This window comes from Ensifer sp. LC384 (assembly GCF_001695865.1).
Lineage (GTDB): Bacteria > Pseudomonadota > Alphaproteobacteria > Rhizobiales > Rhizobiaceae > Ensifer.
Map to the genome: position 1 here is coordinate 17904 of NZ_MBST01000042.1, position 9597 is coordinate 27500.

A 9597-nucleotide genomic window follows, 5' to 3' on the forward strand; every position below is an offset into this window, starting at 1 on the left:
CTTGCATAATCATCAACGATTGGTCCGTGCAGGGCCTAACAACTGTCGCAACCATGGCTTCGGCAGCGTGTTCAGCCGGCAGCGCACTTCGTTTGGTGCGAAGGCGAAGCTTTGTCCAAGGCGAAGGCAATCATTGGGAGGGTGGCATGGTACAGTTTATTCGCTCGGACCTGGAATTCATCCTGCAGCAAATTCTCCTCGCGGAGGCCCACGCGGCCGGATCTGATCCGAAAACCCTGGTCCCGAACTCGTTCGTCCCCTTCGGTCTGCGGACGGTTGATGGATCATTCAACAATCTTTTTGCGGATCAGAGCGAATTCGGCGCGGCCGACAACATCTTCCCGCGCCTGACGGACCCGGTGTTCCGTGATGCCCAAGCTGGAACCTCATATACGCAGACGAGTGGCACAGTCATCGACTCGCAGCCGCGAACGATCAGCAATTTGATCGTCGACCAGTCGTTGAACAATCCGGCGGCGATTGCGGCCGCCCTCCAGAATGCCGGATCTGTGGACATTACCGGAGACAGCGCCTCCTTCCTCACTGCCCTCCAGGCTTTGGAGACGGCCAAGGCCAATGCCGGCGGCAATACGTCAGACCCGGCTGTGATAGCCGCCCAGCAGGCGTTCGATCAAACGGTAACGGATCTTGGCCTGAATATCGCTACCAGCCCTGGTCTGGATGGCCAGTTTGGCACGGCCGACGACAAGCCCGTCTTCTTCATTCCCAATACCACGCCGGATGAAGGCCTGTCCGCGCCATTCAATTCCTGGTTCACCTTTTTCGGCCAGTTCTTCGACCATGGTCTCGACCTCGTGACCAAGGGGGGGAATGATGTCGTGATCATCCCGCTGCAGCCGGATGATCCGCTCTTTGTCGAGGGCAGCCCGACAAACTTCATGGTGCTGACGCGGGCGACCCAGTTTGCCGGGCCGGGCGCCGATGGCATTCTTAACGATGATCCGACGACGGCAGTTGACGAGTCCGTCGACAACACAACCCACGAGGCGATGAACACGACATCGCCTTTTGTCGACCAGAACCAGACGTATTCCTCGCATCCCTCGCATCAGGTTTTCCTGCGCGCCTATGAATTGGATGCCAATGGCAGGCCGGTGCCTACCGGCAGGCTGATCACCAATCGCGACCTCGGAACCGACGGCATATACGGCACGGCCGATGACGAAGAAATCGGCGGCATGGCCACCTGGGCCGTCGTGAAGGCGCAGGCGCGCGACATCCTCGGCATCAACCTGACCGACGCCGACGCGCTTCGCGTACCTCTGCTTGCCACGGATGCTTATGGCAACTTCATCAGGGGCCAAAACGGCTTTCCACAACTCGTCGTCGCGGCCGGGCCTCCCCCGGTTCTTGTCGAAGGCAATCCGGCATTGCCGGTCAACGCGTCCCAGGCGATCAGCACCGGACACGGCTTCCTCGATGACATCGCGCATTCCGCCAACCCCTTCGGCGACCATGACGGCAATCCGGCAACACCACCTCAGGCATTGACCCCGGACGTCGACACTGTCGCAGGTGGCACACCTCCGGAACAGGGATTTTACGATAACGAGCTGCTCGACGCGCACTACATCGCCGGCGACGGCCGCGTGAACGAGAATATCGGCCTCACCGCCGTCCATTCGATCTTCCATTCCGAACACAACCGGCTGGCCGATCATACCAAGGAAGTCCTTGTCAGCGATGCCCAGGCGCTGCTTGCCGGTGGCGCGACGCAGGTTGAGGCGGTTGCCTTCCTCAATGAATGGCTGGTGGTCGACGTGCTGACGGTCCCGGCGCTGACGGACATCGCCACGCTCCAGTGGGATGGCGAACGCCTGTTCCAGGCGGCGAAATTCGGCACCGAAATGCAGTACCAGCACCTGGTGTTCGAGGAGTTCGCGCGCAAGATCCAGCCGCAGGTCGATGCGTTTCTTGCGCCTGAAGGTTTCGACACGACGATCGATCCCGCGATCGTTGCCGAGTTCGCACATACGGTCTACCGCTTCGGGCACTCGATGCTGACCGAGACAATCGACCGCCTCGATCCCAATTTCGTATCAAGCGAAATTGGCCTGATCGCGGCCTTCCTCAACCCACTCGCCTTTGCCGCAAGCGGTCCAACGCCGGAAGAGGCGACCGGCGCCATCGTGCGCGGCGTAACGCGCCAGGCCGGCAACGAGATCGACGAGTTCGTCACGGAAGCGCTGCGCAACAACCTTCTTGGCCTGCCGCTTGATCTGCCGACCATCAACCTTGCGCGTGGTCGTGATACCGGCGTGCCATCGTTGAATGCCGCGCGTCGTGAATTCTACGGAATGACTTCCGACAGTCAGCTCAAGCCTTATACGAGCTGGGTCGACTTGGTGCAGAACCTGAAGCATCCCGAGTCGGTCATCAATTTCATCGCCGCCTACGGCACGCATGCCGCCCTGACGGAGGCCGACGTCGACACGCTTGCGGAAAAACGCGCCATTGCCTCGGCTCTGGTTCTGGGCGGAAGCGCGGTGATCAACGCGGGAGGCGCAGGCGGCGTAGAGAGGACGTTCACCGCGGACGAGGCCGACCGGCTTGCCTTCCTCAACAGCACCGGCATCTACGCCAACTCCCCGACCGGGGTGACGACCACCGGTGTCGATGCAATCGACCTGTGGGTTGGCGGCCTCGCCGAAAAGCAGATGCCGTTCGGTGGCCTGCTGGGCTCGACCTTCAACTTCGTCTTCGAGACGCAGTTGGAGGCGCTGCAGAATGGCGATCGCTTCTACTACCTTGCCCGTACCGCCGGCATGCATTTCCTCACCGAGCTGGAGAACAACTCCTTCGCCAAATTGATTATGGCCAACACCAATGCCACGCATCTACCTGCCGACGTGTTCTCGACGCCTGGCTTTATTCTTGAGGTCGACCAGACCCGACAGTTCACCGAACTGAACGAACCCGGGGCCGACGGAATTCAGGGTACGGCTGACGATGTCGCTGGCCTGGACGGGATTTCCGGCAATTCTGATCCTCTCGGCGGCTCTGCCCTCATTCCGCTCGTCATTCGCGACAACCCGGCGACTGCGGTCGTCGATACGAATTTCCTCCACTACACCGGCGAGGATCACGTGGTTCTCGGCGGCACCGAGGGCGATGACATTATCATTTCGAGCATCGGCGATGACACGCTCCTGGGCGACGGTGGCAATGACCGGCTCGAGGGCGGCGACGGCGTCGACAATATCGAAGGCGGCGCCGGCGACGACATCATTACCGACCTGGGCGGCGATGACGTCCTCAAGGGCAATGACGGCGATGACGTCATTCACGGCGGCAATGGCTTCAATCTGATCCTCGGCGGGGCTGGCAGCGACTTCATCATCACCGGCGAGGACGTTTCCGAGACCTTCGGCGGCACCGGCAACGACTTCATCCTGGGCGCCCAGATGAACCTGCCGACATTCGGCAATGAGGGCGATGACTGGATCGAGATCGGCACATCCGATGGCGCGGGCGGCGACAATTTCGACCCGCAGGAGGCGGGCACCGTCATCGGCCACGATGTTTTCATCACCGGCGGCGGCTTCGACGAAGTCGACGGCGAAGGCGGCGACGACATCATGGTCATGTCCGACGGCGAAGACCATTTTGGCGGCGGTGGCGGCTTCGACTGGGCCAGCTACAAGAACGATGCGTTCGGCGTGACCGTCGACCTCAATGTCAACGACTTCATTGAGCCACCGGTAACGCCCTCCAACCAGGGTATTCTTGACCGGTTCGCCCAGGTGGAGGGCCTGACTGGATCGGCCTTTGGCGACATCCTGCGCGGCGACGATGCCGACGCGGCCGAGATCAACGTTGCCGGGCCACAGAACAGTGCGCTCACCAATATCAGCCTGATCGACGATCTGCAGGCGTTTCTCGACCAGATTCTGTCGACGACGGGCGTCACTTCGTTCAGCGCCGGCAATATCATCCTCGGCGGCAGCGGCAGCGACATTATCGAAGGCCGCGGCGGTGACGACCTCATCGACGGCGACCGCTGGTTGAACGTGCGGATTTCGGTGACCGGCCACACGCCGCAGCCGGGCCAGCCCGTCATCACCAGTGTGGACAGTCTGACAGAGCTTGTGCCCTATATGCTTTCGGGTGAAATCAAGCCAAGCCAGCTCAGTATCGTTCGCGAGATCAACACCGGCGACGCCGACTTCGATACGGCCGTATTCTCCGACAATCGTGCCAACTACACTGTCGTGACCAGCCTTGGCGGTGTTACGACTGTCACGCACAATCTGCTTGATGGAAATGGAGTAGTCATCGGTGTCGACGCAGATGGCGCCGACCGCCTCCTGAACGTCGAGCGGCTGCAATTTGCGGACCAGTCCGTGACACTCGTGGCCGGTCTCAACAATGATCCGGTTGGCCTGTTGGTGCTTGACGACCTCACGCCGGCCGTCAATCAGGTATTGACGGTTTCGACGGCGGGCGTCACCGACGCCGACAATCCGGGCACGGGAGAAATTACCGGTCCGATCAGCATCATCTGGCAATCGGAAGCCATCGCCGGCTCGGGCATCTTCCAGGATATCGTCGACTTTGGCGGCGGCAACCCCGGCACGGCGCTCGGCAATACGTTCCGCATCACGCCCGATCTCGATGGGCTGAGACTGCGCGCCAAGGCGGTCTATCAGGATGCCAATGGCGTGCTGGAGACGGTTTTCTCCGCGCCGACCGTGGCCGTCGCTGCCGGTGCACCGGCGGCGCCGCCTGCGCCGATTCCGGCCGAAACGCCGGTCACCAGCGCCGGCATCCATCTGATCCGCGGCGATCTGCAGTTCATACTTGACCAGATTCTGATCGCTGAAGCGCATTCGGGGGCTTATGGAACCCCGGCACAGGACCTGCGCTCGCTGCTGCCGAACACCAGGCTGCCTTTTGGCCTGCGCACGGTGGACGGTTCGTTGAACAACCTGGTTCAGGGCCAGACCGACTTCGGCGCTGCCGACCAAAATTTCCCGTCCCTGCTGGATCAGCAGTTCCGCAATGACCAGGACGGCGACACGTTCGACGCGAATGGCCCAGCCCCCGGGGGCTTGATTACCAATACCAACTACGCCTCCACAACCAACGTCGTCGACGCCGATCCGCGCATCATCTCCAATCTGATCGTCGACCAGACGATCACCAACCCGGTGGCCGTCGAGGCCTTCGTCGCGGCGGGCCTCGGAACGCTCGATGTCAATGGCGTCCTGCTCGATTTGAATGGTGTTCCCATTCCCGCCGGCCAACCGCTATTCGTCCCCAACACGGCGCCTGACGAAGGCCTGTCGGCGGGGTTCAATGGCTGGTTCACCTTCTTTGGCCAGTTCTTCGACCATGGCCTCGACCTCGTCAACAAGGGCGGAAACGGCACGATATTTGTCCCGTTGCAGCCTGACGATCCCCTTTACGTGGAGGGTAGCCCGACGAATTTCATGGTGCTGAGCCGGGCAACCAATACGCTCGTCCAGGCAGGCGCCGACGGCGTCCTCGGGACGGCCGACGACATCCACAGGCATAACAACCAGACCACGCCCTTCGTCGATCAGAACCAGACCTATACCTCACATCCCTCGCATCAGGTGTTCCTGCGCGAGTACGCGCTCGATGCGAACAATCACCCGGTCGCGACAGGGCAGATGCTCGACGGCGCTGACGGCGGCCTGCCGACCTGGGCCAACGTCAAAGCGCAAGCGTTGATGCTTGGCATCACCCTCACGGACGCGGACGTTACCAACCTGCCGATGCTTGCCACTGATCCCTACGGCAAGTTCATTCCGGGCGCGAACGGCTTGGCGCAATTTGTAACCGCAGGCGGACTAGTCGAAGGGGTCGCCGGTGGCCTCGCTGTCCCCGTCGATGTCATCCGGACCAACCATGCCTTCCTCGACGACATCGCGCACAGCGCCAATCCACGCAATTCGGCCGGCGCGCTCCTGACGGCCGACGCCGACACCGGCATTGGCGATGACAACAATCCGGGCACCTACGACAACGAGTTGCTCGATCGCCACTTCATCACTGGCGATGGCCGCGGCAACGAGAACATCGGCCTGACCACCGTGCACCACATCTTCCATTCGGAACACAACCGGATGGTTCAGCACACCAAGGATGTCGTTCTCGCCTCTAACGATCCCGCCTTCATCGCCCAGTGGCAGTTGCCCGATGGCTCGTGGAACGGCGAGCGCCTGTTCCAGGCGGCGCGCTTTGCCACCGAGATGCAGTACCAGCACCTGGTGTTCGAGGAATTCGCGCGCAAGGTGCAGCCGCAGGTCGACGTGTTCCTCGCCGAAGGCCAGGGCTACGACGCCACGATTAATCCCGCGATCGTTGCCGAGTTCGCCCATGTGGTCTATCGCTTCGGCCACTCGATGCTGACGGAAACCGTGAATCGCCTCGACCCCAACTTCCAGTCGAGTGAGATCGGCCTGATCGAGGCCTTCCTCAACCCGGTCGCGTTCAACAATGACGGTGCCTTGACCGCCGAACAGGCGGCCGGCGCCATCGTGCGCGGCATGACCCGCCAGGCCGGCAATGAGATCGACGAATTCGTTACCGAAGCGCTGCGCAACAACCTTCTTGGCCTGCCGCTTGATCTGCCGGCCATCAACCTGATGCGCGGGCGCGATACGGGCGTGCCGTCGCTCAATGCGGCGCGCCGTGAATTCTACCACGCCACCGGCGACGGCCAGCTCAAGCCATATGCGAGTTGGGTCGAGCTTGCGGCCAACCTGAAGCACGAATCCTCGGTGGTCAATTTCATCGCGGCGTATGGCTCGCATGCCGCCCTGACGGAGGCCGACGTCGACACGCTTGCGGAAAAACGCGCCGTTGCCGCCGCTCTGGTTCTGGGCGGAAGCGCGGTGATCAACGCGGGAGGCGCAGGCGGCGTAGAGAGGACGTTCACCGCGGACGAGGCGGATCGCATCGCCTTCCTCAACGGCACCGGCATCTATGCCAATGACCCCGTTACCGGGGTGACGACCACCGGCGTCGATGCAATCGACCTGTGGGTTGGCGGCCTCGCCGAAAAGCAGATGCCGTTCGGTGGCCTGCTGGGCTCGACCTTCAACTTCGTCTTCGAGAACCAGATGGAGAAGCTGCAGAATGGCGATCGTTTCTACTACCTCGAGCGTACGGCCGGACTGAACTTCCTCACCGAGCTGGAGAACAACTCGTTCGCCAAATTGATTATGGCCAACACCGACGCCACGCATCTGCCTGGCGACGTGTTCTCGACGCCTGGCTTTATTCTTGAGGTCGACCCGACCAAGCAGTTCACCGAACTGAACGAACCCGGGGCCGACGGAATTCAGGGTACGGCTGACGATGTCGCTGGCCTGGATGGGATTTCCGGCAATTCTGATCCGCTTGGCGGCATCCTTCTGACGCCGCTGGTTATTCGGGACAACCCGGCAACGCCAGGTGCCGATACCAACTACCTGCGGTATACCGGCGAGGATCATGTTGTCCTCGGCGGTACGGCCGGTGACGACACGATCATCTCGAGCATCGGCGACGACACGCTCTATGGCGACGCCGGCAACGACAGGCTCGAAGGTGGCGACGGCGTCGACATGATCCTCGGCGGCGCTGGCGACGATATCATCACCGACCTTGGCGGCGACGACAACCTTCAGGGCGGCGATGGTAACGACGCCATCCATGCCGGCAATGGCATCAATCTGATGCTTGGCGGTTTCGGCAACGATTTCATCGTTACCGGCGAGGACAGCAATGAATCCTTCGGCGGCCCTGGTAACGACTTCATCATGGGCACTCGGGCGGACGAAATGGTGTTCGGCAACGAAGGCGACGACTGGATCGAGCATGGAATGGCCGATGGCAGCGCCGGCGAAAATTTCGACACGCGCGGACTGGATTCAATCATCGGCAACGACGTCTTCATCGGCGACAGTGTCGCAGACCGAATGCTGGGTGAGGGCGGCGATGACATCATGGTCGGCAATGGCGGCCAGGTGGACCGTTACATCGGCGGGTCCGGTTTCGACTGGGCCGTTTTCAAGCACGACTCGTTGGCCGCAAATGTCGACCTGAATCTCCGCGCCTTCGACGAAACGCCCGTGCCACTGACGGCGGCATCGGCTCTTGCGCGGTTTGAATCGGCTGAAGGCCTGTCGGGATCCTCCCTAAGCGACATTCTGCGCGGCGATGATGCCGACGCAGCCGTGATTGCTTCGTCTGGTTTTACCGGCAGCGTGCTTACCAATTTCGGCCTTATCGCTGGCCTGCAGCAATTCGTCGGCGCTGTTGCTGCCGGATCGGATGGCATTGTCGGCACCGCCGACGATCAGTTCGGCTCGGGTAACATCATCCTCGGCGGCGACGGCAGCGATCTCATTGAAGGCAGGGGCGGCGACGATCTTATCGACGGCGACCGCTCGCTCAATGTGCGCATCAGCGTGCGCGCGAATGCAAACGGCACCGGCGAGGAACTCTTCAGCGTCGACAGCATGAGTGAACTAACCGGCCGTGTGTTCTCCGGTGAAATCAATCCCGGACAACTCACAATCGTCCGTGAGATCTTGACGGCGGATGGCCCTGGTTTCGACACGGCGGTGTTCTCGGATGTCCTGGCTAACTATCGCTTCAATGGACAGGTCTTTGACCCGGCCAACCTGCCGACGCCTGATATCAACGGCTTCATCACGGTATCGCACATTGTCGGAGGCGTCGCTGGCCCGGACGGAACCGATCGTTTGTCAAACATCGAGCGGCTGCGGTTTGCTGACCAATCGATCGTACTTGGAGGTATCAACAGCGAGCCGGTGGGCCTGCTCTCGATCCGCGACGCGGCAACGGCCACTCCGGACAATACACCGTCCGAGGGTCAACTCCTGGAGGTATCGATCGCGGGTGTGAGCGATGCCGACAACCCTGGCGGCGTGATCACCGGGCCAGTGACATACTTCTGGCAGTTCGAATCGCGCCCCGGCACCGGCATCTTCGAAGACATCATCATTGCCACAGGTCTGGGGGATGTGCATGCGACCGGACCAACCTTCACGCCTGGCGCGGATTTAGCCGGACTCGCATTGCGCGTGCGTGCCATCTACCAGGACGCCAATGGGGTTTTGGAAGAGGTGTTCTCGGCGCCCACAGTGGGTGTCGGGCTTGAACCTCCCCCACCCAACACGGTCGTGGGAACGCGGGGCGACGATACGCTCAACGGCGGTGCAGGCGATGACATCATCAACGCCGACCGCGGCAACGATACAGTCAACGGCGGCGGCGGCAACGACATCATCGACGCCGGCCGCGGCGACGATACCGTCAATGGCGGCGACGGCAACGACACGATCCTCGCTGATCGTGGCAACGACATCGTCAATGGCGGTCTGGGCGACGATACGATCGACGCCGGTCGCGATGACGACCAGATCAATGGCGGCCCCGGCAACGACAGGATCGCCGCCGACCGAGGCAACGACACCATCACCGTCGTTGCCACCGAAGGACGCGATATCATCGATGGCGGGCGCGATCTCGATATCGTTCGTGTCCTAGGCAACACGACCGCGGAAACCTTCCGCATCTATGCAAGGGCCGACGCCA

General features: G+C 61.6%; 1 protein-coding gene (cut by a window edge). It reads left to right on the top strand.

What is annotated here, in order from left to right:
• Positions 1 to 146 precede the first annotated feature (146 nt).
• Positions 147 to 9597, top strand: part of the annotated coding region (locus BC363_RS36395) for a peroxidase family protein (RefSeq protein ID WP_065793336.1) (this coding region is incomplete at its 3' end). 3653 nt of the annotated region lie beyond the right edge of the window; 9451 of its 13104 annotated nt are in view.